The organism is Bacillus sp. LJBS17 (assembly GCF_019334685.1).
Lineage (GTDB): Bacteria > Bacillota > Bacilli > Bacillales > Bacillaceae > Bacillus > Bacillus subtilis.
Window position 1 is genome coordinate 3,157,958 of the sequence record NZ_CP079759.1, and the last position, 26,995, is coordinate 3,184,952.

The following is a 26,995-nucleotide window of genomic DNA, read 5'->3' on the forward strand; positions in this document are numbered from 1 at the left end:
GCATGGCATTTCAAATTTTATTAAATGTGTTTCTCGCTTTTTGCTGGATGTTCTTAAGCAACAGTCCAAGCGCCGCAGGATTCATTACAGGCTATATTCTGGGCATGCTCTCTCTCTTTTTCTTCCGGCGCTTTTTCACTCGCCAGTTTTATCTATGGAAATTGATTTCTATCATCAAGCTCTGTTTCATTTTTATAAAGGAACTGTACCTTGCCAATGTCAGTGTGATGAAATCAGTCTTATCTCCAAAACTGAATATAAGACCGGGTATTTTTGCTTTTAAAACTGAACTGACGAAGGACTGGGAAATCACCCTGCTTTCCCTGCTCATTACACTAACGCCGGGAACCTTGGTGATGGATATTTCTGATGACAGAACAATACTTTATATTCATGCAATGGATATCGAGGATGCGGAAAAAGCGATTTTTGATATTCGGGAGTCATTTGAAAAAGCCATACAGGAGGTGAGCCGCTGATGTTTACGCTGATCCTGCAAATCGCGCTCGGCATTATGGCAGTGTCTACCTTTTTGTATGTCATTCGTGTCATTAAAGGGCCGACTGTGCCTGACCGGGTCGTGGCTCTGGATGCAATCGGCATCAATCTGATCGCAATCACGGCGCTTGTCTCCATTTTGCTGAAAACAAGTGCGTTTTTGGATATTATTTTGTTGCTGGGGATTTTATCGTTTATCGGAACGATCGCATTTTCCAAGTTCCTGGAGAAAGGAGAGATTATCGAAAATGATCGAAACCGCTAAAGTTGTTGTGGCTGTATTCATATTGCTGGGAGCTCTTGTATGCCTCATTGCTTCATTTGGCGTACTTCGCCTTCCCGATGTGTTTACACGCGCTCATGCTGCTTCTAAAGGCTCAACATTAGGTGTCAATATGATTCTGCTCGGTGTCTTCTTCTATTTGTGGTTTGTGACGGGGGAGCTCTCCGCTAAAATCCTGCTTGGGATTCTCTTTATCTTTATTACGTCGCCGATCGGCGGGCACTTGATCTGCCGTGCTGCGTATAACTCCGGCGTCAAGCTTGATGAGAGAAGTGTACAGGATGACTATAACGGAATCAGAAACTTTGTGATTAAACGAAAAGAGGATTCTTATCTATAAAAATAAGCAGCCGGACAGGCAGAGTTCCGGCTGTTTTTTTATTTCTTGATGACAGCCAGCGTGCATCTGGATATACAGATCAGCCTCTCTTGCTCGTCATATATGTGAATGTGATAGACAATCGTCGTTCTGCCGATATGAACGGGCTCGGCTATCGCCTTTACCGTTCCTTCCTTTACAGATTTTAAATGGTTGGCGTTAATCTCCAAACCGACACAAGCCTGTGTTGAATGATCAATCAGGTTCTGTGCACCTGCGCTCGCCGCTGTTTCCGCCAGGGCCACTGAAGCGCCCCCATGCAAATATCCGAACGGCTGCACCGTCCGATGATCCACCGGCATGACCGCAACGCATCGTTCCGCTGTGTTTTCAACAATCTCTATACCAAGCGCTTCAAGCAATGTGTGTTTCGTATCCATCATCTACACCCCCAACATTTAAAGTACACCGTCTGATTTCGCAATCAAAACCGCTTCCGTCCGTGAACCGACATTCAGCTTATTGAAAATCGATGTCAAGCTGTATTCAATGGACCGCTTGCTTAAATGAAGGGCATCTGCGATTTCTTGGTTTGTAAATCCCTTTTCAACTTCTTGAAGAATCAGGCATTCTCTAGGTGTGAGCACATCTTGTTCTTTTTGAGAGGAAGGAGCCGGCTTTGTTTTTTGCTGAGTCATCAGCTGTTTAAAGTAAGCAAAATCGACTAAAATTTCTCCGTTGAGTACGTGGTATATGTATTGGGTGATCTTTTCTTTAGATTCCGTTTTGCTGATGGCACCGTGCAGACCCGCACGAATCGCTTCCTCGAAATAATCCTCGACCTCATAACCGGTATACACGATAATTTTACAATGAGGATTCTCTTGTAAAATCTGTTTAGAAAGCTCCATCCCATTGACCTCGCCGCCTAAATTCAGATCCATTAAAATGAGATCATATGACGAGAAATCATGCTGCTTGATAAACTGTTCGCTCGGTTCAGGACTGAGACAATCAACAGACAAATTCGAATCCGTTTCCAAAATTGTCTTGGTGCCTTCCATGACAGCCGGATGGTCATCAATCACTAGTATCTTTTTCATGTTTTCCTCCCTTTTACTCACTCTTTTCCATTTTATAAAAAAGACTTGGCCTGTGCCAAGTCGTTTCCGTTATAAATCCATTACAATTCGATTTCAATATCAGCCTTAAAGCCCTTTCCTTCACTTGTTTTCAATCCGAAGGCGCCCATCTAAAGCCCTGACTCTCTCCTTAATGCCAGAAAGCCCCATGCTCATGGAATGCTCAGTATTCTTTTCCTGATCAAACCCAACGCCATCGTCCTCATAATGAAGAACGATTTTGTTTTGAATACTGATGAGCATAATCAGCACATCCGTCGCCTGAGAGTGCTTGACCGCATTAGACAGAAACTCTTGAATGATCCGGTACAAATTCAGCTGCGAATCCAGATCAAGGGAAGCCGTAAATCTCCCGGTATTTAAACGAATGTGAAACGGAACCCGCTCCTGCTGCTGCGCCACCAGCTTCGACAGCGCCTTCACTAATCCAAGATCATACAGAAGCTGCGGCCGCAGCTCATGACACGTCTCCCTCGTCATCGAAATCACATCAGACATCTGCTCATTCATCTGTACAAGCTTGTCCTGCACCTCTTCACGGCACGGATTATCATCCTTCTTGAAATCACCCAAAAACAGCTCACACTGGCGTTTTAAGGAAATCAAATCCTGAAGAACCGAATCGTGGAGATCGCGGGCGAGTCCTGAACGCTGTTTTTCTTCGATTGCAAACATTAGCTTTTTCAGCCAGATGGGGTTGGTTCCCTCTTGTTTTAAGTCCTTCAAATGTTCCATGAGCTCCTCAATATGCAGGACATTTTCCATGGACACACTTGTATAAAAAGACAGTGTTTTCAGCCACGATATTTCATCACGTGTTAGCCGGGGAGTGTTAATATTAGATAAACAAAGCAGAACATAAGAACTACCGCCTCGTTCACCAACTTTCATAAGAAAGCCTTGATTGACTTCTATAATTTTCCCAATTTCTGAAGTTACGTTTTCAAATTCCTCTTGATAAAAATTCCAGTCCGGTCCAACTTCATGCTTATCTAAAAATATCACTTTGTGATCAGGAGTAACCTCAAAGGTATAAGCTTTGCTTACAAGCAAAACATCCAGTATAGTATTTTTCAGTTCTTTAAAAACTTGTTGAAGAGAAGTTACACCCCTCATTAGCTGAGTATATTTAAATATACTGTCCTGATAGTTGAATTTTTCGGAGAAACGTTTTAACCGAAATTTAAAATCCATGACCTCTTTAAAATAAAAGACAGCGAACATGACAACGAAAAAAAATACAGTTTGACGCACAGGGTTCATCTGGATGTCCATTACATCAAACAGAACTAATGCACCAACTATTAGAAGAGTTGGTATCATGGCAAGTAGAGCATAGTATCTCATTCTTCCTAAGATAAACTCTATATCAAACATCTTATTGGCTACAAATTGGTATACTAACCCGAACGGAATTAGTACTAGTAATGACGCCGAAGCTAATGCCGGGAAAATATAATTACCTGTAAATATTATTGGAAGAACAAAAAATATCAAAAAAGGCGCAAATGAAAGAGTGTTTGTTAAAATTAGTAATTTAAGAATAAACGAATGCTCAGCATATTTATATTTATTAAGATGTAAGTATATCGCTGAAAAAGAAAATAGAGTCAAAGTTGCAAAAGAAACCAAATTAAGAGTTGCTAAAAAATCAATATCTACTTGTAAATAGTCTTGAAAAAACTCAATACCAAGATTAAATATTGGTATGATATAAAGAAAAGAAAGTCTATTCAAAAAAGTTTTACCTATTTCTCCAAGGTATCTTTGTATAAATTGAAGATAAAGAATAGGAGAAGATATAAAAGTAAACAAGTTAATATACCGATTGATTATATGTCCTCTAAATGGTCCGCCTGCACTTATATATGCTATCGAAATGTCTAATAACAATAGAATAAGAATATAGGCAGCAAATGATCTCCTTTTTTTATTTACTTTAAGTATATAAAAAATACATATTATGCTTAAAAAATAAAAAACCAAAGGAAGTACGAACAGAAAAAAACTATAAGGTCTATTTAGAGTAACTAAATCAAAATCTTTGAGATGAATCTTTTTTCCACTTCTCAAAATATCCAGACTGTTAATATGACTCAAATATCCCCATTTCAAATGTTTGTCTGAAGGTTTTTCTTTATTAATTTTTAATATGATGTCTCCCTGTCTCAGACCAACAAATTGTCCATATGAAGATTCCGATATTTCTTCTATCATAAATTGACTTTTATCATTTTTATGAATCTTAGTCCCAATAATAATTCCATTCATACTGATATAAGTTGTATAGCTTATATAAAGGATACTCAAAACAATTACAGCTATTGTGAATTTTTTTATTAAGTTCTTCAATATTAATCCACCTATTAATCACCCCATTGACGGGTTATTGGATCAGCCAGATAATAATCATTATAAGCTTTAATTATTGTTTCAGTTTCTTGCACATCAAAACCTATAAGGCAGGCTTCTTTATTTTTCAATTTTTTTAAAGCCTCAGGATAATTTAAAAAGTAGTTAATTAGGTCTTGCATCTTGTATCCCCCTTTGTATAACTTAATAAGCATTCCTTTATTAGCTCTTTTTTTTCTTTATCTAAATTTAATTGTTCTATAGCAGAAATACATTTCTGTTTATATATTTCCAATAATACCGAAATGTATTGAGTAACTCCCGCTTTAATTAATTTTTCTTGGAATTTCTCTTTATCAAGTAACGATTTATAATATAAGTCTTTATGTGAAATTAAGTATAATAAATCTTCCGAAGCATCATTAAAAAGGCGCTTAAGATATAAGTAAATCAGTGTATGTTTGTTTTTTTCAATATCACTGCGATTTCCGGATAAAAGAACATAATAATCTCCAGAAATTTGAGCAATAATCCCTTTATAGTAGGAATATCTTTCAACTGTTTCATTATATACTCCTGTAGCCAATAAAACACCTGCTACATTTGCTAGTGCAATCAGACTTCCACATTTTAATCTAATTACTTCTAAACTTTCATCTTCTGTTTTAGATTTATTAGTGATATCGTCATGTTGACCTTGCATGGCCTCGTTTACGTATTTTAAAACATATTTAAAAATTAGAGGATTGTTATTTAATGAATAAATACTCGTTAATCCTACTGTATACAAGGAAAGTGCTGCATTTAACGACTCCGAGCGATTAATTTTCATCCATAATGCATGGTGATTATCTTCATCTTCAAGATCATCCATAATATCTGATGAAAGAATAAGAATTTCTATTCCCGCGCCAAGCCTTGTTGCAACATCTAAATTCTCCCCTCCAAAAACAACATAATGTAAGATTGTGGATTCAGCAAAGGAGAATGTTTCTTTAGAATCAATAAATGAGTAAAGAAGTTGTGACAAATCCTCGTTAAATATGTTTTGCTCCACAATCTCCTTCATTTTCTCCTTGATCCGGACAGAATCTAAACATATCTGCTCAATAACGACTTCCCCCCTCCCATTCCATTTTACTAAATGGGACATTTAAAGGACAGCAGGTTTTTCGTTTTTTAACAATCATATAATACTTTATCCATTTATTGTATCGGTAGAACGAAAAAAAAGACTTGTTTCCAAGTCTTTTTCACGAAATTTTCATTGCATAATTGTATTTATCGAGTTGATCAATGCTTTTGTTAATGTTTCGTAATGAATCTGTCGTTTCTTTAATATCAAGTTCGAGTCGGAATAACAATTGTTTTACTTCTTCAAGTTTCTTTTCCATCGTTTCCACACTCCTTTTTTTGAAAGATCAATGAATTGTGTATGGTGAACGAGTCCTAGGTATTTGATCTGTTACTAATAGTGTATCTGCTTTCGGCTCATTTTTCACCGAAAAGTATGCAAAAAAGTCCTGCGTGACACCGCAAATCTCAATAGGTCCTTATACTCAAAGGAATCACAACAAGAACGGGACTATCTTTCTATGCGAAAGAGCGTTTATATGTGCCGAAATTGAGAAAGATTCTTAATTCCCTTGATTTTAACGTGTTTCGCATTTTTACTAAGTAAGACTATAGTCCTTCATACCGTATTTTCAAAATTGAATATGCGATTCTTGGCGTTTCCTGACCGACAAACACCGAAAAAGACCGCAACGCTAAAGTTGTGGCCTTTTCGCTTTGTCATATTCGGCAATTAGGGATCTATACATATAGAAACATCCCTTTTTTGTGAGGTGCTCCCATGAGATATCGTTATCCCTGGTTTTACGTGTATCCGTATGAGGTACGCCGTCCGCCCGCTCCTGCCAACAATATTGATACCTTTATCCGTTCAGCGAAGCAGGCCGGAGGGATATTTGCGGATGCCCAGCTTGTTCTCAGCCGCATTGCGGGCTCGCGGGAGCTCTCGCGCCGCATTCTGACCGCAGCCGAGCAGTCCGATAAACAAACCATCAAGCGCCTAATCAAACAAATGGGCGTCCGGCATGAAGTGGATACGGTCTTTAATCCCGACGGCATCTATATCAGCCTTATCGGAACGCAAAGCCGAATGATTCTTGCTTTGCGGTGGTCAGAGGACCGCAATCATTTTGCGTCCATAAGATTATGACACCATTCCAGAGCCTCTAAATAACATTCATACGCTTCTTCTTTGTCGAGTTGATTGCCTAATTCCGAGCAAGTGTCCCAGTTGTTGCTTTCAATTAATTTCACAAGCTCAAGCATTTGGTAGTAGTCGTTTTGATGGCCTAATAATGCTTGCCCGACTTCATCTTTTAAAGGCAATTCTTGAACAATTTCCTCTATTTCTCTATGCAGGAGGGTGTCTATGAGAGAAAACATACCGATCAGCATATAAGAAGCAGGCTGCGGCCGGGATGTCTTTCTCGCCAGCAGTTCGCAAAGCTTTGCTCTTATCAAAGAAATCTTAATGATTTCGTGCTTGCTGGAATGCCCTTTCCTGCTTAAATCCTTAAAGGAAAGGATATATATCCACCGTTTGATTTCATTAAATCCCAGCAACATAATGGCCTGTTGAATGCTTTCAATTTTCTGGCTCAAACGGCTATGGGATGAGTTTAAAAATTTTAAAATTTGATAGGACAGTGATAAATCCCGCTCTATGTACTCTGTCACACGCTTTATGTTAGGCTGCTCTTTGCTCAGTTCGTTAAGCAGTTCATAGTAAGAATAGAAATGAGTCGATAGGTCATGCCCGCTGATGATGCGCGGCTCGCTGAAAAAGTAGCCTTGGAATAATTGAAAGCCGTCTTGGACCGCCTGTTTATATTCTTTTCGGGTCTCTACTTTTTCCGCTAAAAAAATCAGGCCGCGGCAGCCGTAGGTTTGCAAAATTGTTCTGCGTTCCATTCGTGTTGTTTTGAGAAAATCAATTTTCAATATATCAATATAGCTCATGAGTTTTTCCAGTAAGTCCTCATCTTGCGGGTTTATTGCATAAAAATCATCAAGCGCCAGCATATACCCCATTTTTTTCAATTCTTTGCATCTAGAAATGAGGGCCGGCGTGATCGGTATATCTTCAAGGATTTCAATGACAAGCTGTTTCGGATTGAAGGAGGTGGGAAGATTCGAAAACATCAGGCTTTCCGTAAAATTAACAAAACAGCGTTTCCCTTCCGTCAGCTTCTCAATTCCGATGTTTAAAAAGCTGTTGATCACCAAATCTGTTGTTGCCTGATCGCCGTCTTTAGCGCTATACACGTTCTCTTCGCTTTCTCTATACAGCAGTTCATAAGCAACAACCTGTTCTTTTCTATTAAAAATAGGCTGTCTTGCAACAAACACCCTCATTGATTTATCCCCCTTACAATACGCGCGGCTTTCACCCCTAAGTATATCAAATAATTTGACGAAAATTGTCTAAACATGAAAAATAATATATACATAAAGAAAACTGGCCCTTCGCGAATGAAAGGCCAGTTTTTCTTTATTCTTCCTCAAGCTCTTCTTCAATTCTGCTTTTCACTTCGTGGATCCGCTGCATTTTATTGCTCCAGCAGTCCTCGCTTAAATCAACCGGGTATTCCTCCGGCTTGCTGATTCTCTTATATTCCTCCCAAAGCAGGCTGAGGTTATCCTGCACATACTGCTGTATGTCTGAAATCTCAGGGTTTTGGTAGCAAAGAATACCCTTCTCAAAAATCAGCTCATGAAGATCTTTCGCATAAAAATTCGTGACAAATTTGCTGATGAATGTATGAACCGGGTGGAACATTCTGAGCCGCTTCTGATCATTCACCTGCTCATCATAAAGCGCAATATAGTCGCCTTCAGAATGATGGTTGGACTGGTTAATAATGCGGTAGACTTTCTTTCTGCCCGGTGTCGTCACTTTTTCAGGATTGGACGAAATTTTGATCGTGTCAACCATTTTCCCGTCCTCTTCAATGGCAACGAGTTTATAAACTGCGCCGAGAGCCGGCTGGTCATAGGCAGTGATCAGCTTCGTACCGACACCCCAGACATCAATGCGCGCTCCCTGAGCCTTTAAATTCATAATGGTGTGCTCATCCAAATCGCTTGAAGCAATCACCTTCGCATCTGTAAATCCTGCTTCATCAAGCATTTTCCGGGCTTTTTTTGACAGGTACGCCAAATCGCCGCTGTCCAGACGGATGCCAATGAAATTAATGCGGTCGCCGAATTCCTTGGCAACCCTAATCGCGTTCGGCATGCCTGAACGAAGCGTGTCATACGTGTCAACTAAGAAAACGCAATCCTTATGTGTTTCCGCGTATTTTTTGAAAGCTGTATATTCATCGCGGTAAGCCTGCACAAGCGCATGCGCATGTGTGCCGGAAACCGGGATATTAAAGCGCTTTCCGGCTCTTACATTGCTTGTCGCGCTAAAGCCGCCGATTAAGGCTGCTCTCGCTCCCCACATGGCCGCATCCATTTCGTGTGCCCGTCTTGTTCCGAATTCAAGCGCAACTTCATCACCAATGACGCCTTTAATCCGGGCAGCCTTTGTTGCGATTAATGTTTGATAGTTCACAATGTTGAGCAAAGCTGTTTCAATCAGCTGCGCTTCTACCAGGGGTGCCTCCACCCTCATAATCGGCTCATTGTTAAAAACGAGCTCTCCTTCTTTCATGGAGTAAAGTGAACCTGTAAAAGATAAGCCGCGCAAATATTCAATAAAATCTTCATGATACCCGAGTTCATCCTGTAAATAACTCAAATCGCTATCCGTAAACTTGAAATTTTCCAAGTATTCAATGGCTTTTTCCAAGCCCGCAAATACGGCATAGCCATTTTCAAACGGAAGCCTTCTGAAAAACAGCTCAAAAATCGCTTTCTTTTCATGAATGCCGTCTCTCCAGTACGTTTCCGCCATATTGATCTGATAAAGGTCTGTATGTAATGACAGGCTGTCATCTTTAAATCCGTACTCTAACACTGTTTTTCCCCTTCCTTACTCTGCCACTTGCGCTCCGATGCTGTTTGCAAAATGGGAAAGAGCCCATGCGTGCCCCTCCTGATTAAAGCTGGCAACAGCTTGTTTATGCACAACAATCCGAAAACCTTTGTTATATGCGTCAACAGCTGTATGCAACACACAAATATCTGTGCAGACACCGGCAAGGTGCAGTTCGCCAATCTGCCGCTCTCTGAGTTTGAGCTCTAAATCAGTTCCCGCAAAAGCAGAATATCTCGTTTTTTCCATGTAGTAAACATTAGGCTCATGTTCATGTTTCTGATATAGAGGCAAAAGCTTTCCGTACAGATCTTTTCCTTCCGTGCCTTTTATATTATGCGGAGGAAAAAGACGGGTTTCAGGGTGATATTGATCCCCTTCATCATGAGAATCTACTGCTAATACGACGTAATCACCGTTTGTGATGAATTCTTCAGTTAAATTGACGATCGCCTCTTCAATCATTCTGCCGGGCTCCCCACAGGTCAATTTTCCGTCACTCGCCACAAAATCATTCGTATAATCAATACAAATAAGTGCTTTTTTCATAGCCGGCCTCCCCGCCATCAGTATGAGAACATTATATCTTATCTCCAGTTGTAAGTGAATTGCCATGAACAAAAAGACAAACGGTCCGTTTGTCTCTTAAGATTTCAGCACTGACCGATTATAAATGTCGTCCTGAATATATATCAATTCACGATTCACAGCGATGTCAGCCGCAATAACGAGGCCTAAAGGCGTATGAAACTGAAGATCAGATACAATCTTGAAGGGCACTCCGTACCGGTTCGCCATTTGGATATAAGGAGAGTAAGACTGATACTGAAGCTCTCCATTAACCAAAAGGGTGACGTTATGGCTGTTTTTCAGCTCGTGCTCCGCCTCTTTATACGGTTTACTTCTAAGCACCTGTCCTTTCGTCAGTGCCAAAACGACTCTTTCTCTTAAAGAGCCTAAAAACAAATGGCGCTCGTCAGGCTTTGTCTCCAAAGGCCCATACATTCCTTGCTGCAAATAGAGATCCATTTTGTCTTCACTCAAAAGCCTGTCCTCCCGTCTTGTTTGTCTTCATTATCACCTGAACAGGCAGGAGCTAAACTTTCAAGCGCCGTTTACATTTCTGTTACCCAATGAATGATTTTTTTGGCCAGCTCACCAGCAGGGATTTCCTCTGTATGCCGGCGCAACGACGCTTCCAGCCGTTCAGGCAGAGTTGCTTTATCTTCTTCATAGGAAATGATCGTGCTCCACTCCAGCTGCGGTACCGCTACAAGCGTGCGCAGTTCTTTTCTGTTTTCATGCAGATACACGTCCGTGATCATTCCGGTTTGCGTATTGATATTTGCTTTTCTGATTTTCATAACATGACCTCTCTATTCAAAGACTACCCATATTATACAATAAAAAAGCAACAGCCTCTTGTGAAAAGGCTGTTACCCGTTAAACGAAACTGTTTCATCAGTGATATCGGCATCTTTGAAGAGAGTTTTACTCGTTTGGTTGTTAATCTTCACAAAATCACCAAGCTGAAATGCGCCTGACCCCGCCCCTGAATGAGCGACGCTTTTGGGCGAAATCGCAAATACGTCTCCAAAGCTTGCCGCGGCATTACCCGTAACTGACATGATATAAATCGGCCCCACAATTGCAGGCATTTCCCCACCTCCGCATTGATTTACAGCATCATATGCAAAGAGCCGCTAATGGTGCCCGCCTATTCAGCTGGCTTTGCGTTTTCCTCGAGTCGTGACCGCTGGCGCAGCTTGATCAAGCGGACAATATTCAGGAAGAACGCCTTCACTACCGCATAAACCGGCACCGCTAAAATCATGCCGAGAATTCCGCCGAAGCTTCCCGCTCCGATTAACAGCAAAATAATCGTAAGCGGATGGGTATTCAGACGCTTTCCGATCACAAGAGGAGACAGCAGGTTTCCGTCCAGCTGCTGAACGATGACGACCACAATAATCGCAAACAGCGCTTTGGCCGGCGAGTCCATAAAACCGACAATGACAGCCGGCGCGGCACCGAGAAAAGGCCCGACATAGGGAATGATATTGGTAATCGCCATGACAATCCCGAGAATCAGGGCATACGGCAGTCCGGCAATTAAATAGCCGATAAAACACGCTGTCCCGACAAAAAGACAGATTAACAGCTGACCCTGGAAGTATGCCGCAAGCGTATCGGATAAATCTTTAAAAATCTTTAAGCCTTCTGTCCGATAAGAAGCCGGAAGAATTTTTACTGCCAAATGCGGAAAGCGGTGTCCGTCTTTCAGCATGTAAAAAAGGATAAATGGAACAGTAATAATAACAAGCGTGATGTTTGTCACGACGCCAAACACCGCAGATAAACTGGACGTGATATTTTGCGGCAGGTTTTGGAGAAAACTTGTCAATGACTGTTCAATTTTTGATATCGATACATAATCCTGGTTCATCATCCAGGTAAACCATTGAGAATGGGACAAATCCTTTGTCAGCGCCTGAATCTGTTTTATATAATCAGGAAGGTTATTAAACAGCCCTGTCACCTGTGAGGTGATGATAGGTCCGACTGACGCTGAAATAAAGGCAAGCAAACCGATAAACAGTAAATAGATCAATAGAATGGATAATGTCCGCGGAATTTTTTTCTCAAGCAGGCGGACGACCGGATTAAATATGAAATACAAAATTCCCGCAATTAGCATCGGGAAAAACAATGTCGAGATAAAAACAATAAACGGCTGAAATACAAATGAAACTTTTGTTGCTACAAAAATAATCAGCAAAACAAATAAAATCTGCAATGTCCAAAAATGGACTTTTGATTTCAACAAGCTTTGTTCCTCCTAGTTTTTCTTTGTCTGTCAGATAAAAGAACTTATACCCCATCATTGTAACAAAAATGAACTCATATCAGAACTCTTAATATAATGAAAGGAGTGTTGGTGATGAAGGCCGTGACATACGATACAGATTCAGAACTGGCTTATATCTATGTTCTTCCTCCGAAAAAGAACAGGAATGTACGGACTGAGGAGCTCAGAGTCAATGATTGTCTCCTGCTGGATATCAGCCAAGATGGCAAAATCGCCGGATTCGAATGTTTTGGTGAGGTAGCACACCTCTGTGCCCCATTTGCCGGGAAATCCCGGCTATATGTAAAAGATTCAGACGGTTATCATTTTCGGGTCTGCCAGCATGCTTCAGTCCGTTCCTGCTATACGGTGTACGGTGTCACTTTCTGTTTTTCAGATGGTGACTATCAGGAATTTGCCGGCTTTGACCTTGATGGAACAATGTATCATAGTGCGTTTTTACAGCGCTTAACTGAAAAATAGGACGTCCCGGTGTACGCCTATTTTTCATGCGCAAGCACTGTTAGACCCGCTCACTGTAATCTGGGGTGACGGAAATCATGTGCTGGATTCTGATCAAACAAACAGAATTTCGGGCTCCTTCAATTGTGATATGGTCAGGTTTTACATCGATCAGTCTGCCTCTGACCGTATCTCGTACTGTCTGTATAACGAACCTTGAGCCGATGAGCTTTTTAATGGTCTGATAGACATAAGGATCGACTAAAGAGACCAGTTGCGGACTACCTTGGTTGACCATACTTTTATCCCCTTTGTGTGTTTTATCTCAGCTTATGCCGCGCTTATGGATAATGACACAGGCTTACCTGATAAAACAAAGGGGTGCGGAGATTTTAGGAGAATACGTTTGGAAGCGGGTGTAAAGGAAGTATCGATGAAGCGGAGACAGCGAAGAAAGCTGGCGCTGTTCCGTACTTATACAGGCTTTATCACGGATGCCTGGGCTTGGTCGATTAATTGGTCCAGCTTTTCTATTTTTTTTCGTGCGGTTGAAGGATCAATTTGGCGGTAATGATGGTGGCCGCCCGGCTCTTCATCCAGTTCGTCCGCTTTTTTGACAATCTGCTGTAGCGTGTTTTTATCTAATTCGCCTTCAGGCAAATAGGAATCTGTATGAAGCAAAATGGCTAGTGCAATCTCTTTAGCCGCTTTCGGTTCCTCGCCAAGCCGAATCAGAAGCTTATGCGCCCGTTCCGCCCCTTTAATGGCATGAATGTCATTTCTTTTGTATTTCTCATAATCCCACTTTCCGTCTGTATACCATTCATAATGGCCGATGTCATGAAGCAGTGCCGCTTTTGCTGCTAAATCAGGATTAATGTCAGCCTTCACAGACAGCCTGTATGCATGATAAGCGCAGGCAATCGCATGTGCCACGCCGGAACGCTGAAGATATTTTTGTGCAATTGGATGGGTGAAAACATCCATTAATGTAACCTTTCTCATGGAAACCCCTCCTTTAGATATTTTTAGAATCCTAACATAATTTGCAGAGAAACTCAATTCTTATGTCACATCATTTTGATCTTCTTATCATCATTGTTATACCCTAAAAGCAGCGTTTCAGTCAGTATATGCGGCTGTTCAATAAAATGCGATGGCTGTAGCCTTTTGTATAAAAAAAAGAGCAGAAAATATCTGCTCTACAAAAACTCTTTAATATCATAAATACGGCCGTTTTCCGTCCCTTTTTCTAGTAAAGAAAGCAGCGTGCCGGCAATAAAGTCCGGACTGCGAAGGCTTCCTGTTTCATTTAATTTCCGGAATCGTTCAATGTGGTGGAAATCCTTTTTCGATGAAGAACGGATGACGGCCTGCATCTCAGTGTCCATCACTCCAGGTGAGAACGAAATCATGTTCACCGGCAGCTCTTCATCCTCCTGTTCAAATCCGAATGTCCTCGTAAACATGTCGAGCCCGGCTTTTGAACTGCAATACGCGCTCCATCCCTTATATGGATTTTTGGCGGCTCCTGAAGTAATGTTGACAACCGTCTTTTTGCCGCTGTATGAAGCAAACCGTTTTGTAAACAGCTGACTCAAAAGCACGGGCGCAGTCAGGTTCAGCTGATAATGGCGCTGAAGCTCGTCAAGAGACGACGCTTCGCCGGCACGTTTGATCGGCGTTATCATTCCAGCGTTATTGATAAGGGTAATACCAGAATAACGATCTGGATCGATGGATGAGAGCAATGTTTCAAATTGCTGTTCAGCTTCTTCGAGATTGATGAGGTCTATTTGATGCTGCGTCAGTTTTTTGTGAGAGACATCTGTTTTCGTTCTGGATAAGGCATGGACTTCATGCCCCTTTTCTAAAGCCTGTAATGCAACGGCTTGACCCAGCCCTTTTGACGCTCCGGTGATGATATAAAGTTCCATTGGAAACCTCCTTTTCCGTTATTATTGTACGGCACTGCTTTTACACAACACAAGCACGCGGCCTACGCCTTCTTGTTTTCCTGCGCTGTGACTTTTGGGATGAGGAACACGATGCCTGCAATTCCGAGCAGGATCAGTACGACATAGATCATCGGCAGCAGCAATGATGATGTTTCTTGTTCATCTTCTGTTTCCGTTGATGATGTCTTTGTTATTGGTTTTTCAGCAAATGTAATTCCAAGCTGTTTCGACTGGGCCGCAATCGTGTTGGAATCCTCGGCATTTGTTGATGTAAACAAATCTTTTATCAGCTCGGCGTCCTTGTCCTTCGGTTTATCAAAAGTGATATCCTTCTGTTCCTCAGGCAGTTCTGTTTTTTCTTCATAGTAGGTATCTTCATGCAAATAATTCGTATCGATTTCGATGTCTTTTTTCTCATACTGGTTTGGCGCGACATCTGTGTTTTCTTCAGTTTGGGCAGCCGCGGCAGAGGGTATGAAAAGGGAAAAGGAGAGCATACAAATCATGATCCCCTTTTCCATGCTGCGATTACGCTTCATACGTTTCATCGCTTTCTGCTGTGTGTTCAGCCATCAGCCGGATAATCAGCGGCAGAGCCGCGGCAATCACCGTAATGATCAGCAGAACAGTTATTCCCATTGTAAACAAGTGCCCAGTACCGTACTGGATGTCGATATATACTTTCGAAACCGGATCTTCAAATGTAAAGTTCGGCATGATCAAATCAATAAGCGGTGCGACATAGAATAGAATCATAGCTGCTGAAGCAACCCATCCAGGGATTGATCCGAATCTGAATGCCGTCCGGATGAAGGCAGAGCTTGCGACCAGCAATAGAATCGTGAACACCGACCACTTAATCGTCTGATCGTCCGGCAGTGAATAAATATTCAAACCGAACAAGCTGATCATAAGTCCGACAAGGATATTCAGAATTCCGAATAACGCTCCTTTGACGAGAAGCGGTGCGTTTTGGTAATACGAGCTGAAATAGCCGATTAACAGACTGCTGATCAACACAATGACAAGGATGACAACCGGCGGTACCGTCTGAATTTTTTCTTCCGGAACCTCTCCGCTGATTTTAAGCGGATTCGCTAAGTAATCATATACATAGCCATTGTTTTGCCCGTCTACTAATGTGTTTCCGAGTATGCCGTATACGTCATTGCGCACGAGTTTCGTGGAGGCGACATTTTTCCCCCAGTTGTTGTTTAAGGTGTCGGCTTTCGCTTGAACATCATTGACGCTTTGCTGCATGTTGGTTGTGTAATCAATGATGCCTGACTGGCGATCAGACAATGAACCCATCATGTCTGACATTTGCAGCACTTCCTGGCCGACCGTATCTTGGACACTCAGTGCCATGGTGCCAGACAGCCCGTCGTTGCTGAACGTCGCAGATTCCTGTGTTGCGCCTGTTACAAGCTGTTCTGTCGCTTTTGCGGCACTTTCAGAGATTTTCGTCAGTTCGTCGAGAACACCTGCTTGAGAGTCACGGATAAAGCCGCTGTAGTCGTCCGCAAACTTGGTCATTCCGTCGATGAAGCTGTTAATATCCTCATCTGTTTGCATCGTGTTGTTTTTGAGAGCTTCCCAGCTGGCTGATTCTTCAGGTGTGAGAGCCAGGACTGATTTGACGTTGCCCTGCTGGCCGTTAATGGCGCCGGCTTTTGCAGCACTGTCAATCGTACCGGATAATACAGAGTCATAAACAGACAAATATTTATAGTATCTCATTAAAGCGGAGATGCTTTCTGTATTGATTTCTCCTGAAAATTGAAGCTGATCTTTATTTTCAAGCTCGCGAATCGCACTGTAAATCCCTTCAAACTCCCGCTTCCGTTTCGCTTCGAGTCTTTTGAGATTATCATCGAGTGTTTTCACTTGGTCTTTGAGATCATCTATTTCATCATTAAGGCCGTCCATTTGCTCTTTCAATTCTTGAAGCTTCTTCTTCAGTGCTTCATTATGTGTATTTTCTTTTTCCTTCAGTTCTTCTTCAATTTGCTTGATTCGCTCAGACGCTTTGCTGAGCTGTTCTTTTGCTTTGGCGATATCAGAAATGTCATCGTTTCCTGGTTGATCTTGGTCCCCAGGCTCCGTCGTATCTTCGCCGCTGCCGGTATCTCCTGAATCTCCGGTTCCGCCTTCATTTGCCAGCTTGATAAATTGAAGGGCTGAATCAGAAGATGCAGTCTGTTCGGCAGATGTGCCCGTTTCGGATTGTCCGCTGTCGGACGCACCATCAGAGGCATCGCCGTTCTGCTCCTGACCGTCTGTTCCCTTCTGCTGGTCTTGATCCTGAGTACTGCCGTCCGTTTGTCCGTCATTACCAGTATCACTGCTGTTATTGTCGTTCCCTGTGTCACCCTGTGTATCATCGGGCTTTGTACTGCCCCCGTCATCAGGTTTTTCTGGATTATCAGTGGACGGATCGTCTGGTTCAGTACCCGGGTCCTCCGGTGTTGGATCCTCTTTTTCAGGCTCCTTCAGATTGTCTGAAATATCCTGAATATCAGCAGCGATATTTTTCAGTTCTTCACGCTGTTTTTCAAGATCGATTTTCAGTTCTTCAGGATTTTCTTCTTTCGGGTCTTTATCTTTATCATTGTTGTCAGAGCCATCGTCTATGACTGGGTCGTCCCCTTTCGCAACTGTCAATGCCTGACGTGCCGGGACAAGCAATTGGTACACCTGATTTAGTGCAGCCTGTCTTGATGCGGCCTGATATTGATCGATTAAATTACTTTGGATTTTTGCCATGCCAAGTTCCTGTTGGGACACTTGGCCTGCCCTAATTTGCTGGGCGTTTGCCAGCACATTGCTGGTTTGTCCGAGCTGTGTCTTCGCTTGGCCGATCCCGGTTGCCAATCCGCTCATGCGTTCGCTGAACTGATTCGCCTTTTGCTGTGCCTGGATGGCATCCAGACCTGTCCGGATTTGCTGCTGTGTTGAATCCTGGGCTGCCAAAAGCAGCTTTTTCTGATTCTCTTGATATTCTTTGTACCTTTCAACTGTATCAATGAATTCTTTCAGCGTGTTTTTGGCTTCCTCCGCCGTAGAAGCTTTTTCTTTTGTCGTGCCTTGCGCTTCATTCATTGATTTCTTCAGCTCATCGATTAAGTCTTTTTGCTGTTTGATTTCACCTGCTAAATCATTAGAGCTTGGTTTGTAAAAGTTGTACATGACATTCTGGAATTCAGATTCTTTATTGACGATCTTGTCAAATTCTCCTCTGATGTTGTCCACTTTTTGCGAAACAAAGTTCCAGTATAAGGCCGACATTTTTTTGTTCATTGTCTTTTGGGCATCCTCAAGCTCCCGCTGAACTTTTTCTTTGTTAACCGCATTCAGGTTATCTTGAATGCTGAATTCGAGCGTTGCTTTTTGAGGATGGTCTTTGTCATAGCTCAAAATGTTTTTTGAGAAGTCTGAGGGAATGTAGACGATCGCATCATATTTCTTTGAAGCGAGACCGGTCTCGGCCGCGCTTCGGTTTACGACCGTCCACGAATAATCAGGACGTTCACCCAGAACGGCCGCTACTTCCTTGCCGAACTGGGCGGATTTGTCCTCTTCATCAGACTTTACCTCATCACTCAATACGCCTGTGTCTTCATTCACCACCGCGATTTGCCGGGTGGAATTGACTGCTTTTTTCGTCGGATCGTCTCCGATAAATCGGAAAAACAAAACCGGCAGCAGCAAAATGATGATGACGGCGGATATTAACTTGATCAAGCTTTTTCGTTGTTCTGTCATCTAGCACTCTCCCTTTCAGCAGAACATAAAGGAATTTGAACTTTTTGCTCCTTCCCGTTTTCCACAACATATCCGAAGCCCGGCTGAATCTCAGGCTCCTGTCTTTGGTACGGGAGAGGAATGACATTTTGCTCAGACTTTTTCATCAGCAGAATCGCGTGGCGGATTTGCTTCATCTCAGTCGTCAAGGAGTCATAGCCTTTTGAGAATTCGCTGTGATTTCCGCCCGGGATAAAGCTGAACCCAAGATGAGCGTATGATTTCATGAAGTTAGCGAGACGGTCTTGTATTCTCGTATCAATCGTCTGCTGGAATCTCGTTATCCCGTCAATCATCAGCACGACTTGTGAGAATCGCAGATTTTGTGCGTCTCCTTGGCGGACGGCTTCTACATACATGGCCTCTCTTGTTTTGAAAATGTCTTCAGCTGTTTCAATCCACTGCTCAATATCTTCTTTCGTTTCCAAATATGAAACAGCTGATTCCTTCGCATAATGAGATAAGCCGCGGTCAATCGAGTCAAACAGGCCGATCATTTCAGTTTCATCATCAATCAGATGTTCGAGCATTACTTTTAAGACGTTTGTTTTCCCGCGCTGAGTCTGGCCTAAAATCAGGCAGTGCTTATGCTTGCCTAAATCAAAATAGACTGGGCTGACTGTTTCTTCATGAAGCCCGATCGGTACAGATAAAGGCTTGCGTTCCAGCTTGAAGCGGATAGAAAATTCTCTCGTAGACAAGCTCTCAGGCAGCATCGGAATCGGTGCCGGCTGCTCCATTGAAGCAAATCGCCCTTGAAGTTTCTGTACGTCTGATTTCAGCTCGTTGAACATGCCGATATCATCATCGGCGTCAACAGGCAGGAACATTTGCGCGAAATAAAGCTCTTCCTTTTGAATGATGACGCGTCCCGGAATCGGCTCAAGATTGAATTTCGGACGGCCGTAAATGGAATATCCTTCTGATTGATCCATGAGATAATGGACAACCTTTGTTTTCAAGTTATTTAACAATGACTGGCGGACAGCATTCACCCGCGTTGCTGTCAGCATAAAGTAGATACCCAAGCTTTGTCCGTCTCTGGAAAGCTGGACAAATTCCGATTCAAGCTCATGCATCTCATCCTTGACAATGTCAAAGTTGTCAATGGTGATAAAAATGAATGGAAGCTCTTCTTCGCTCAGCGCATTGTACATTTTGATGTGGCTGATTTCTTTTTCCCGGAACAAACGTTTACGGCGGTCAATTTCTTCTTTGATGCGAATCATGAACTTTTCAATTTTTCTTGACTGGTCCATCAGGAAGTAATCCGCGGTATGCGGGAGCTTCGCTAATGGCAGCAGCGTTCCGTTTCCGAAATCAAAGATATAGACATGAAGCTCTTCAGGTGTGTATACGTCCGCAAAACTCATCAGGAACGTTGCGGCTGCAATCGATTTTCCGTAGCCCGAAGAGCCGAAGATGCCGATATTTCCATCTTCCATCATCTTATAAGCAATTGGCGCCTGTCTTTGCAGATCAGGTTCATCGACATACGCAAAGTGGAAATGGTCTTTTTCGTTTGAAGGGAAAAGAGTGCGCGGAATACGTTCCGCAAGCGGCGGCAGCCAAGGGCTTGGCAGCTTCTCGATTCCCATTTCATCTTGGATGCGTTCAATTTCGTCAACTACAGCTTCGATTTCGGTTTGAACGTCTTTTTTCGCGTTATCTTCGGTATCAACCTCAGAAAGCGGGATCAGACCCGTATCTGTAACAATCGCGATTTCATCCTCAGTACCGTAGACTTCCTCTAAGTAAGGCGCCCCGCTCCATGCAGATTGGAACAGCTCATACACTTCATTGTTTCCGACCTGCAAATAGCCGCGGCCTGTTACGGTAATGTTTGCGGCATCGCTGTTTTTCAAAATTTCTTTACTGTCGGTGGCATCCTGGACCTTGAGCGCTACTTTAAAGCGCGAGTTACTCCAGATCTGGTCGTCGATGATGCCGCCTGGCTTCTGTGTCGCCAAAATCAAATGAACGCCGAGGCTTCGTCCGATACGCGCGGCACTGACAAGCTCCCTGATAAAATCAGGCTCCTCGCTTTTCAGCTCGGCAAACTCATCAGAAATTAAGAACAAGTGAGGCATCGCCACTTCTGCTTTCCCTTGCTTGTATAGCTTTGTATAGTCATTGATGTGATTGACTTGATACTGGTCAAACAGGCGTTGCCTTTTTTTCAGCTCGCTTTTAATGGAAGCAAGCGCACGCATACTGAAGTTTTTGCTTCCTTCAATATTTGTGATCGTGCCGAGGAGGTGGGGAATGTTGCGGAACGGCTGCGCCATTCCTCCGCCTTTATAGTCAATTAGTAAGAAAGCCGCTTCATGCGGATGAAAATGCACTGCAAGTGACAAGATGTAGGTCTGGAGAAATTCACTTTTCCCTGATCCCGTTGTCCCCGCAAGCAAGCCGTGCGGACCGTGTGCTTTTTCGTGAAGGTTCAGATACACAATGTCATCTTTCCCTTTATAGCCGATCGGCACTGACAGCGACTTCGACGATTCACTTGTCAGCCATCTTTGCTGAATGCCGATTTCTTTTACTTCCTTCGCATGAAAAAGCTCCAGGAACGATACCGTTTCCGGAATGGAATTCGTAATGCCGACCTGGTGGTTCAGCGTCCGCAGCGTGCGTGAGAACCGTTCGTTGTCCTCACGCTGATGATGATCGAGACGGAACGGAATTCTTACCGCTTTTTTCTTTTGTATTAAGATGTCGCCTTCATGCTCATTAATGTAGCGGACAAGAGTTGTAATGTTTTCCGACAAGCTTTCCTTTGTTTCCGCCGCGACAATTGTCGAGATGCCCAGATGCTCATGCTGTCCTTCTAAATATTCGAGAATGACATGCTCAGAGATCAGCTGCTGATTCGTGATGACAAATACAAAATGCGGTTTGAACTGCAGTTTTTCTTTGTCATCTCCGAGATCACGCTCTCTGATCAATTCGTAAAGTGAAGACAAGAGCTGATCTCGGGTTTGCTCATTATAAATAAATCCTTTTGCATAAATATGGGGCATTTGAAATTGCGGAAGCCACTTCATCCACTCCCAGTCTTTATACTCTTCTTCATGAAAAATAAATACAAAACGCAAATCGTGATAGCTGTTAAAGAACGACAGCTGTCCGATCAACTGGTGAATCTCATTTTTCACAATTTGCGATTTACCGACAAGCCCCATCGGACCTTCTGCCAAATCGACCGTCACCGGCGCATTGCGGATATCTTTATAGACGCGCTGCATGTGCTGCGATTTCTCCATGAGGTCATCGATATCACGATTCGCCAAGTCTCCGCCGCTCATATTGATTTCATAGCTTGACGGAACTGTTCCCGTCCCAAGCCGCAGTTGCAGATAATCCTTGCTTTCAAGTGATTTTTCCCAGATCCGATCACTGATTTCACTTGTTAAGTATTTCATTTGTTCAAATGAAGGAAAGTGAAATTCAAGAACCTGCTTTTGCTTTTCAGCAAGTGCCTGAAGCTCTTTCCGCTTATTGTCTAAGTAAAGCTTATATACACGCTCCCGTTTTTCCTCGCGTTTTTTCCGCTGGTTTTTATCCCGGAAATATTGCACTGTCGAGGTAATGAGAGTCATCATAAACATGGCCAAAGAAACGAGTATAAATATGCCGCGCGGCTGGATGATGGCAACTACGCCCATCACGATCAGCATCACAAGCGGAGGCAGGATGACGAGCCACAGCCCTCTGTTGGTTTGATCGCTCTCCTGAGAGGGAAAACTGAAAGAAACGCGGTCATCCGGCAGATCGTATACCATCCGCGGCGTTCTTCTGTACTGCGGATATTTTTTCTGCATCTCTGTACTCGGTTTGACCGTTTCTGTTAACGCTGTTTCAAACTGGGCATAATGAACAATTTCTAAAAGGTCTTGTTCCGTCACCCTCATTTGCGTGAAGTTCCAGAATATTTCATCCCCCGGCTTGAGCGGCGTATTGGCGTTGATTTTCTCTCCGTTCAAGAAGATCGTTCCGCTTTCAGGGCGGACCGACCAGCTGCCGCCTGCACGAAGCAAAGAAAACGTGCTTTGTTCTGCAAATGCAAAATCTTGCGGATTCAGATAAATATCTGCATTCGTTTTTTCTGAGGAACATACAATTTCATCCCGATTTCCCGTAAAATAAACGGATTTCTCAGGTTCACTGCCCGTCAATATTAAGCGTATATCCTGCTGATCCGTTTGGAGAGTAAATGATATATCCGTCTCAATCGTGCCGAGACAATCATTTCCCAGGAAAACTTCGTATTGGCCGCCGGATTCCTTTCTTTTAAGAGAAACCACTCCGCTATTAAATGGAATGGAGCTGATCGTAACAGAATCCTTCACATCAGGCCCTATGGTCACCGGATGAGACGACGGGAGGTTAGACAGATTTAATTTTTGAACGTTATTTTGGTAAAAAACCCATAATAGACTCAAATGGCGAACCCCCTTACGGCCGAATGGCAGCATGCGATGACCTGTGCTTCATGTCTCACGTTATTTGTCATCTTTTTTCTCATCTTTCTTTTCTGTTTCTTTTTTCTCGTCTTCTTTTTTCTTCTGTTCTTCTTTTTTCGTTTTTTCCTCGGCTGCGGCTTTTTCTTCCGCCGCTTTCTCTTCTGCTTGTTTTTCTTCGTCTGTTTGTGTCTGTTCTTCGCTTGTATCGACTAACGATGTTTCAGAATTAGACTGTTTATTTTCTTGACGTTCTTTTTGCGCTTTTTCAAGCTCACTATTTACTGAATCAAGTTCTTTTTGTATATCTTCATCATTTGTATCCTCAGATAAAAGCTGCTGTTTATATTTAGCTAGGGCAAAGTAAATATAATCATTGTATTCCAGCTTGCGGCCGATACTGATCGCTTCTTTGTATTCTCCTCGACCATAATCAATCCAATATAAGAAATGCTGAGGGTCTGATTGAAGGGTGACTAAATTATTTTCTATATTTTTGGTTTTTGCACTCCCCAGGTTTTCGACCTCAACATAGGACGTCGCCAGCTGATACTGCACCGATTCAGGCAGGCTTTCCGCATCGTACTTGGACAGTGTGCTGATGACTTCACTGTACTGCTTCTTTAAGAACGCACGGTTGCTGTCCACTATCGCCTGGTGCTTTGGCTGCGCGAAAAATAAGGCGTACATCGAATAAATAAGTGCCGGTACAAGCAAAACAATGAGCCCCAGGCCGATATATCGCTGGATGTTCCACTTCTTTCTCGGGATATGTATGTATGTTTTTGCTTTGGCTTCGAGCTCATCAATATGGGTTTGAATCAGCTCGAGCAAATCATCATAGGATTCAGCATCTAATATCGCCTTTGCCTCTGCGGAAAACGTCAGCGTTTCATTGAATTTCAGGTAGTCTTCAAACGCAAAAGCGCCGTCAACTGCCAAAGCCGCTGCCGCTTTCAGCTCCTGCCATACTCTTTCCTCATCACGCTCGTAAGGAGGAATGCTTTCTTTTACTCCATAATGGAGAAAATAAGGCGTAAGCCCTTTATCGAATACAATGTTTTCAGGAGCGACAATCAAATTCAGCCTCGACAGATTGTGCTGCTGTACGGCTTGAACAAGCTGATAGGCAAACTGCCATTTACTTTTTTTATCCTTAGCTTTCATGAAGCGGAATGCTTTATAGGAGGAGGGAGGTTGGATTGTGATGATTACTTCATCATCCGTCACATCGATTTCTTTATGAAAAAATGGATTTATATCTTTGATCACGTTAGCTTCAAGACCGTCGAGAAGCTTTATTTTTTCCCGTTGAAAGGTAAATGTATAGCCGGCATCTGTTTTCTCGGCAACAGCTTCTAATTGGTTTTCTAAATATGATTTTTGTTTACCTGACATTCAACCAGATCCTTTCATAATATTTCAAGCCGGTCTCCGTTTGTAATGCCGCAATCAGACAGCTTGCATTCTCCGGAAAACACCTTATCCTTGTTCACCACTCTGATCCAGTGCCCTTCGCGCGGAGGCATAGATACGCTTTGGGCCTGCCAAGCAATATCAATTACTTTTTTCACCGGGTGGTAATCTGACAATCTGAGATCAAAGACACTGCCGTTATAATGTTTCAAATCTATTGTAATATCAATATACATTTAGGATCACCCTTACATAGAAAGAGCGCCGTCTTCTTTTGAATCAGGCGCTCCTTCCCTTTCATACTGTTATCCGCGGATTTGATTTGCGATGTCTTGGTCAGTAGACTCAAGTGTATTTGCTGTTTGATCAAGCTGCTGATTCACATCTTGAAGCAAATCTGACATTTTGATAAATGAAGGTTTGAGCTGCTCGTATTGATCTGCGAACGCTTCGCTTGAAGCACCTTCCCACATGCTTTTCAAATCAGAGATCATTCGGTTTAAACGATCAACCTGATTTAATACTTCTTGGCTTTCAACGCCGTATTGCTTCGCCATCGCTCTTAGCTCTTCGGGTGTGACACGAATTAATCCTGCCATATTCCTCATTACCTCCTGTGCCATCAGCCTAAATATGGGCTAATTCACTTATTTTTAGAACGTCATTATTATAAAAACAGTTTTTCGGCATAGTCAAACAAATATGTTTTAATTTTACAAAATGAGTCCAATGGTTTATCCCGAATCACTTAAAAATGACATATACTGTAAAGTAAATAGGTTTATTTTCTTAATCTTCTCTTCATTCTCCGAATAATCCAAAAGACCCAAATAACGCTCCAACTCCCAAAAAAAACCTTTCAGAAAATTTGATGCTACAGCACCATTTCTGAAAGGTTCAGTTTTTTCTTTCCTTAATTAGTCTCGCCTCCGATGACTTTCTTAGAAGATTAATAGGATAAGCTGTCGTATTATATGAGGCATACAACTGTCCTGCAAAAAGGCGATTACACCGCCAAATGTATATAGAACGTTTCTCTCATGAAATTGTTTTTTTGCTTCTGTTCTTTGTTGTTGATTTTCACAAACAACAACAATCATAATAAAAGGAAGGGGATGAGATGTCAAAGAGAAATCAAGCACGAAAAGTAGGGAGATTTATGACCATGCCGAATGATCCGTTTAAATATAGTTTTGACAGACTTGAAGATGTTGCTGATCATATCAGCGACGTTCTGCGGTGCCCGATCACCATAGAGGATGTTAACCACAAACTGCTTGCCTACAGTACACACAGCGACTGCACAGACCCTGCCCGGACGTCTACCATTATTGGCAGAAGGGTACCGGAGAAGGTGATTAACAAGCTGTGGAAAGACGGGACAATTCCTGCTCTCTTAAAAACGGACCAGCCGATCAGAGTCAAGCAAATCGATGAAGTCGGGCTGAGCAATCGCGTCGCTATTTCGATTTGGAAAAACAAGCAAGTACTTGGCTTCATATGGGCGCTTGAGATCCAAAAAACATTGTCCGATGAAGATCTGCTGACATTGCAAATGGCAGCAAAAGCAGTGAAAAACAAGCTTCTCAAACTTCAAATCAGAAAAACGAAAAATGAAGAACGCAGCCAAGAATTTTTCTGGAAAATGCTGACCGGACACATCCATCAGGAGGATGATATGGCGGATGGGTTCCATAAGCTTGGAATGGCCGCTCCTTCAGAGTTTTCCGTTATGATCATCCGCATAAATGGCGAGCTGACTGAAAAAATCGAACAGCAGCTGCAATATTTACAGGAAACGACCCAGCAGGTTTACGTGCTGCTGGCGACCGTAGATTCCAATGAACTTATTATATTAACCTCACCCAAAACAGATCATCCTTTTCAAGATTTAAAACAGTTTGCTTTAAGTACGCAAAAACAGCTGAAGGAGCGGTATAAAATAGAAGACGTTTCTATCGCTTTTGGCGGAATATACAACTCTATTTCTTTTGTCTCCCGCTCCTATCAGGAAGCATTGTCCGTCTTAAAAACGAAGGAACGGTTCACTGAAGAGACCAAACATCTTTTCAGCTTTTCTGAGTTAGGCATTTATCAATACTTAGATGTCTTATATGAAAAACGGAAACAGGCGGGCCATTATAATTACTCGCTTTCCAAACTGGAACAATATGACCGGGATCACCAGTCAAATCTGGTAGAGACGCTAGAGCGCTTTATTGAAGCGGACAGCAACGTGAATACCGCTTCTAAGCTGTTAAATATACACGTTAATACGTTGAATTACCGCCTTAAGCGGATCAGCCAGATCGCTGAAATTGATTTGAAAAATGTGAATCAAAAATTCACCATCTATTTAGATATCAAACTTCGGCACATGGATTTGTGAAATTT

General features: G+C 42.5%; 27 protein-coding genes and 2 pseudogenes. 7 read left to right on the forward strand and 22 right to left on the reverse strand.

Features of this window, described 5'->3' with window-relative positions:
* Nucleotides 1-2: 2 nt before the first annotated feature.
* From KXZ66_RS16355 to mnhG, 3 genes are read left to right on the forward strand one after another with little or no spacing between them, the layout of a single operon-like run.
* On the forward strand, nt 3-479 hold the full coding sequence (locus KXZ66_RS16355; RefSeq protein ID WP_003228815.1) for a Na+/H+ antiporter subunit E: 477 nt from the start codon (nt 3-5) through the stop codon (nt 477-479).
* The gene (locus tag KXZ66_RS16360) at nt 479-763 is read left to right on the forward strand and encodes a Na(+)/H(+) antiporter subunit F1 (protein ID WP_003228814.1); all 285 of its coding nucleotides are present in this window, start codon (nt 479-481) and stop codon (nt 761-763) included. The genes KXZ66_RS16355 and KXZ66_RS16360 overlap by 1 nt, the downstream gene beginning before the upstream one ends.
* Entirely contained in the window at nt 747-1,121 is a 375-nt protein-coding gene (gene mnhG, locus KXZ66_RS16365) for a monovalent cation/H(+) antiporter subunit G (RefSeq protein ID WP_014477830.1), read from the forward strand. The genes KXZ66_RS16360 and mnhG overlap by 17 nt, the downstream gene beginning before the upstream one ends.
* Nucleotides 1,122-1,159: 38 nt before the next feature.
* Here mnhG and KXZ66_RS16370 read toward each other — a convergent pair whose 3' ends face one another.
* The 6 genes and pseudogenes from KXZ66_RS16370 to degQ all read right to left on the reverse strand — a co-directional run bounded on the left by KXZ66_RS16370 (nt 1,160) and on the right by degQ (nt 5,988).
* Complete coding sequence (locus KXZ66_RS16370) at nt 1,160-1,540, reverse strand: hotdog fold thioesterase (protein WP_017695528.1); 381 nt, start codon at nt 1,538-1,540, stop codon at nt 1,160-1,162.
* 18 nt (nt 1,541-1,558) lie between these two features.
* A complete protein-coding gene (comA, locus tag KXZ66_RS16375) occupies nt 1,559-2,203 on the reverse strand; it encodes a two-component system response regulator ComA (protein WP_003220716.1) in 645 nt (214 codons plus the stop codon).
* Nucleotides 2,204-2,283: 80 nt separating this feature from the next.
* Nucleotides 2,284-4,594: pseudogene (gene comP, locus KXZ66_RS16380) on the reverse strand (two-component system sensor histidine kinase ComP).
* A 14-nt stretch (nt 4,595-4,608) separates the two neighbouring features.
* A complete protein-coding gene (comX, locus tag KXZ66_RS16385) occupies nt 4,609-4,776 on the reverse strand; it encodes a competence pheromone ComX (protein WP_003242801.1) in 168 nt (55 codons plus the stop codon).
* Entirely contained in the window at nt 4,764-5,663 is a 900-nt protein-coding gene (gene comQ, locus KXZ66_RS16390; RefSeq protein WP_015251332.1) for a ComX modifying isoprenyl transferase ComQ, read from the reverse strand. The genes comX and comQ overlap by 13 nt, the downstream gene beginning before the upstream one ends.
* A gap of 184 nt (nt 5,664-5,847) precedes the next feature.
* The gene (degQ, locus tag KXZ66_RS16395; protein ID WP_003220708.1) at nt 5,848-5,988 is read right to left on the reverse strand and encodes a degradation enzyme regulation protein DegQ; all 141 of its coding nucleotides are present in this window, start codon (nt 5,986-5,988) and stop codon (nt 5,848-5,850) included.
* A 221-nt stretch (nt 5,989-6,209) separates the two neighbouring features.
* Between degQ and KXZ66_RS22655 the strand changes: the two are divergent.
* Together KXZ66_RS22655 and KXZ66_RS16400 are read left to right on the forward strand one after the other, a co-directional pair.
* Nucleotides 6,210-6,272: pseudogene (locus KXZ66_RS22655) on the forward strand (hypothetical protein); the annotation flags it as partial.
* Nucleotides 6,273-6,449: 177 nt separating this feature from the next.
* The gene (locus tag KXZ66_RS16400; RefSeq protein ID WP_038828672.1) at nt 6,450-6,818 is read left to right on the forward strand and encodes a YuzC family spore coat inner layer protein; all 369 of its coding nucleotides are present in this window, start codon (nt 6,450-6,452) and stop codon (nt 6,816-6,818) included.
* On the opposite strand, the gene pdeH is transcribed toward KXZ66_RS16400, so the two are convergent.
* From pdeH to KXZ66_RS16435, 7 genes are all read right to left on the reverse strand, one after another.
* Nucleotides 6,794-8,023, reverse strand: coding sequence for a cyclic di-GMP phosphodiesterase (gene pdeH / locus KXZ66_RS16405; RefSeq protein WP_003243525.1), 1,230 nt, complete (start codon nt 8,021-8,023; stop codon nt 6,794-6,796). The genes KXZ66_RS16400 and pdeH overlap by 25 nt on opposite strands.
* A gap of 136 nt (nt 8,024-8,159) precedes the next feature.
* The gene (locus KXZ66_RS16410; RefSeq protein ID WP_003228788.1) at nt 8,160-9,632 is read right to left on the reverse strand and encodes a nicotinate phosphoribosyltransferase; all 1,473 of its coding nucleotides are present in this window, start codon (nt 9,630-9,632) and stop codon (nt 8,160-8,162) included.
* Between the two features lie 15 nt (nt 9,633-9,647).
* Nucleotides 9,648-10,199: a cysteine hydrolase family protein gene (locus tag KXZ66_RS16415; RefSeq protein ID WP_014477836.1), complete on the reverse strand. Its 552-nt coding sequence runs from the start codon at nt 10,197-10,199 to the stop codon at nt 9,648-9,650.
* A gap of 96 nt (nt 10,200-10,295) precedes the next feature.
* The gene (locus KXZ66_RS16420; RefSeq protein ID WP_014480710.1) at nt 10,296-10,694 is read right to left on the reverse strand and encodes a YueI family protein; all 399 of its coding nucleotides are present in this window, start codon (nt 10,692-10,694) and stop codon (nt 10,296-10,298) included.
* Nucleotides 10,695-10,765: 71 nt separating this feature from the next.
* Nucleotides 10,766-11,014 (reverse strand): YueH family protein, encoded by a 249-nt coding sequence (locus tag KXZ66_RS16425; protein WP_021480501.1) that lies wholly within the window; start codon nt 11,012-11,014, stop codon nt 10,766-10,768.
* A 72-nt stretch (nt 11,015-11,086) separates the two neighbouring features.
* Nucleotides 11,087-11,308, reverse strand: coding sequence for a spore germination protein (locus KXZ66_RS16430; RefSeq protein WP_015384524.1), 222 nt, complete (start codon nt 11,306-11,308; stop codon nt 11,087-11,089).
* Nucleotides 11,309-11,367: 59 nt separating this feature from the next.
* Nucleotides 11,368-12,477 carry an AI-2E family transporter gene (locus tag KXZ66_RS16435; protein WP_014480712.1) on the reverse strand — a complete coding sequence of 370 codons (1,110 nt, stop codon included), beginning with the start codon at nt 12,475-12,477 and terminating at the stop codon, nt 11,368-11,370.
* Between the two features lie 114 nt (nt 12,478-12,591).
* On the opposite strand from KXZ66_RS16435, the gene KXZ66_RS16440 reads away from it, so the two are divergent.
* A complete protein-coding gene (locus KXZ66_RS16440) occupies nt 12,592-12,981 on the forward strand; it encodes a DUF2283 domain-containing protein (protein WP_151870079.1) in 390 nt (129 codons plus the stop codon).
* Nucleotides 12,982-13,021: 40 nt separating this feature from the next.
* On the opposite strand, the gene KXZ66_RS16445 is transcribed toward KXZ66_RS16440, so the two are convergent.
* The 9 genes from KXZ66_RS16445 to KXZ66_RS16485 all read right to left on the reverse strand — a co-directional run bounded on the left by KXZ66_RS16445 (nt 13,022) and on the right by KXZ66_RS16485 (nt 25,200).
* Nucleotides 13,022-13,258, reverse strand: a complete 237-nt coding sequence (locus KXZ66_RS16445; RefSeq protein ID WP_003220677.1) for a YuzF family protein — start codon at nt 13,256-13,258, stop codon at nt 13,022-13,024.
* Between the two features lie 176 nt (nt 13,259-13,434).
* On the reverse strand, nt 13,435-13,965 hold the full coding sequence (locus tag KXZ66_RS16450) for an HD domain-containing protein (protein WP_003244444.1): 531 nt from the start codon (nt 13,963-13,965) through the stop codon (nt 13,435-13,437).
* Nucleotides 13,966-14,162: 197 nt separating this feature from the next.
* The gene (locus KXZ66_RS16455; RefSeq protein ID WP_151870078.1) at nt 14,163-14,897 is read right to left on the reverse strand and encodes a (S)-benzoin forming benzil reductase; all 735 of its coding nucleotides are present in this window, start codon (nt 14,895-14,897) and stop codon (nt 14,163-14,165) included.
* A 62-nt stretch (nt 14,898-14,959) separates the two neighbouring features.
* Nucleotides 14,960-15,415 carry a type VII secretion protein EssA gene (essA, locus tag KXZ66_RS16460; RefSeq protein WP_015251327.1) on the reverse strand — a complete coding sequence of 152 codons (456 nt, stop codon included), beginning with the start codon at nt 15,413-15,415 and terminating at the stop codon, nt 14,960-14,962.
* 31 nt (nt 15,416-15,446) lie between these two features.
* Nucleotides 15,447-18,683 carry a type VII secretion protein EsaA gene (gene esaA, locus KXZ66_RS16465; RefSeq protein WP_219144615.1) on the reverse strand — a complete coding sequence of 1,079 codons (3,237 nt, stop codon included), beginning with the start codon at nt 18,681-18,683 and terminating at the stop codon, nt 15,447-15,449.
* A complete protein-coding gene (essC, locus tag KXZ66_RS16470; RefSeq protein WP_151870076.1) occupies nt 18,680-23,167 on the reverse strand; it encodes a type VII secretion protein EssC in 4,488 nt (1,495 codons plus the stop codon). Before essC ends, esaA begins: the two co-directional genes overlap by 4 nt.
* A gap of 60 nt (nt 23,168-23,227) precedes the next feature.
* The gene (essB, locus tag KXZ66_RS16475; RefSeq protein WP_151870075.1) at nt 23,228-24,583 is read right to left on the reverse strand and encodes a type VII secretion protein EssB; all 1,356 of its coding nucleotides are present in this window, start codon (nt 24,581-24,583) and stop codon (nt 23,228-23,230) included.
* Nucleotides 24,584-24,597: 14 nt separating this feature from the next.
* Nucleotides 24,598-24,837, reverse strand: coding sequence for an ESX secretion system protein YukD (yukD, locus tag KXZ66_RS16480; protein ID WP_003228763.1), 240 nt, complete (start codon nt 24,835-24,837; stop codon nt 24,598-24,600).
* Nucleotides 24,838-24,906: 69 nt separating this feature from the next.
* Nucleotides 24,907-25,200, reverse strand: coding sequence for a WXG100 family type VII secretion target (locus KXZ66_RS16485; RefSeq protein WP_003220661.1), 294 nt, complete (start codon nt 25,198-25,200; stop codon nt 24,907-24,909).
* 521 nt (nt 25,201-25,721) lie between these two features.
* On the opposite strand from KXZ66_RS16485, the gene adeR reads away from it, so the two are divergent.
* Nucleotides 25,722-26,990: a sporulation transcriptional activator AdeR gene (adeR, locus tag KXZ66_RS16490; protein WP_051673220.1), complete on the forward strand. Its 1,269-nt coding sequence runs from the start codon at nt 25,722-25,724 to the stop codon at nt 26,988-26,990.
* Nucleotides 26,991-26,995: the final 5 nt, after the last annotated feature.

Excerpts from the sequence above, each read along its gene's own strand:
- KXZ66_RS16355 (WP_003228815.1), top strand. The coding sequence starts at position 3 with ATGGCATTTCAAATTTTATTAAATGTGTTTCTCGCTTTTTGCTGGATG.
- KXZ66_RS16360 (WP_003228814.1), top strand. The coding sequence starts at position 479 with ATGTTTACGCTGATCCTGCAAATCGCGCTCGGCATTATGGCAGTGTCT.
- mnhG (WP_014477830.1), top strand. The coding sequence starts at position 747 with ATGATCGAAACCGCTAAAGTTGTTGTGGCTGTATTCATATTGCTGGGA.
- KXZ66_RS16370 (WP_017695528.1), bottom strand. The coding sequence starts at position 1,540 with ATGGATACGAAACACACATTGCTTGAAGCGCTTGGTATAGAGATTGTT.
- comA (WP_003220716.1), bottom strand. The coding sequence starts at position 2,203 with ATGAAAAAGATACTAGTGATTGATGACCATCCGGCTGTCATGGAAGGC.
- comX (WP_003242801.1), bottom strand. The coding sequence starts at position 4,776 with ATGCAAGACCTAATTAACTACTTTTTAAATTATCCTGAGGCTTTAAAA.
- comQ (WP_015251332.1), bottom strand. The coding sequence starts at position 5,663 with ATGAAGGAGATTGTGGAGCAAAACATATTTAACGAGGATTTGTCACAA.
- degQ (WP_003220708.1), bottom strand. The coding sequence starts at position 5,988 with ATGGAAAAGAAACTTGAAGAAGTAAAACAATTGTTATTCCGACTCGAA.
- KXZ66_RS16400 (WP_038828672.1), top strand. The coding sequence starts at position 6,450 with ATGAGATATCGTTATCCCTGGTTTTACGTGTATCCGTATGAGGTACGC.
- pdeH (WP_003243525.1), bottom strand. The coding sequence starts at position 8,023 with ATGAGGGTGTTTGTTGCAAGACAGCCTATTTTTAATAGAAAAGAACAG.
- KXZ66_RS16415 (WP_014477836.1), bottom strand. The coding sequence starts at position 10,199 with ATGAAAAAAGCACTTATTTGTATTGATTATACGAATGATTTTGTGGCG.
- KXZ66_RS16425 (WP_021480501.1), bottom strand. The coding sequence starts at position 11,014 with ATGAAAATCAGAAAAGCAAATATCAATACGCAAACCGGAATGATCACG.
- KXZ66_RS16430 (WP_015384524.1), bottom strand. The coding sequence starts at position 11,308 with ATGCCTGCAATTGTGGGGCCGATTTATATCATGTCAGTTACGGGTAAT.
- KXZ66_RS16440 (WP_151870079.1), top strand. The coding sequence starts at position 12,592 with ATGAAGGCCGTGACATACGATACAGATTCAGAACTGGCTTATATCTAT.
- KXZ66_RS16445 (WP_003220677.1), bottom strand. The coding sequence starts at position 13,258 with ATGGTCAACCAAGGTAGTCCGCAACTGGTCTCTTTAGTCGATCCTTAT.
- KXZ66_RS16450 (WP_003244444.1), bottom strand. The coding sequence starts at position 13,965 with ATGAGAAAGGTTACATTAATGGATGTTTTCACCCATCCAATTGCACAA.
- KXZ66_RS16455 (WP_151870078.1), bottom strand. The coding sequence starts at position 14,897 with ATGGAACTTTATATCATCACCGGAGCGTCAAAAGGGCTGGGTCAAGCC.
- essA (WP_015251327.1), bottom strand. The coding sequence starts at position 15,415 with ATGCTCTCCTTTTCCCTTTTCATACCCTCTGCCGCGGCTGCCCAAACT.
- esaA (WP_219144615.1), bottom strand. The coding sequence starts at position 18,683 with ATGACAGAACAACGAAAAAGCTTGATCAAGTTAATATCCGCCGTCATC.
- essB (WP_151870075.1), bottom strand. The coding sequence starts at position 24,583 with ATGTCAGGTAAACAAAAATCATATTTAGAAAACCAATTAGAAGCTGTT.
- yukD (WP_003228763.1), bottom strand. The coding sequence starts at position 24,837 with ATGTATATTGATATTACAATAGATTTGAAACATTATAACGGCAGTGTC.
- KXZ66_RS16485 (WP_003220661.1), bottom strand. The coding sequence starts at position 25,200 with ATGGCAGGATTAATTCGTGTCACACCCGAAGAGCTAAGAGCGATGGCG.
- adeR (WP_051673220.1), top strand. The coding sequence starts at position 25,722 with ATGTCAAAGAGAAATCAAGCACGAAAAGTAGGGAGATTTATGACCATG.